This window comes from Vibrio sp. YT-19(2023) (genome assembly GCF_033337395.1).
Genome location: NZ_JAWOQN010000023.1, coordinates 78,780 through 79,079 on the forward strand (window position 1 = coordinate 78,780; position 300 = coordinate 79,079).

Consider the following 300-nt stretch of genomic DNA (forward strand, 5'->3'; position numbering starts at 1 on the left):
AATTTTCACTAGTGAAAAAGTCGATGGTTTAACGATTTTGCTGAGGTGTATCGTGAGATGGCAGAATTTTCACTAGTGAAAGAATCGATGGTTTAACAATTTCGCTGAAATATATGGCGAGATGGCAAGTTTTTCACTAGTGAAAAATTCAGCGGCTTAAACAATTCCGGAGTGATGTCTAAATTAGGCTATATAAAAGGCAAGGTTTTCCCTTGCCTTTTTAATTTTCAGCCCTAAACCACCTACTTCAGTAGGTGGTTATCATCCGCTTCGGCTTTGCCTGTAAAACTACTCATGCTA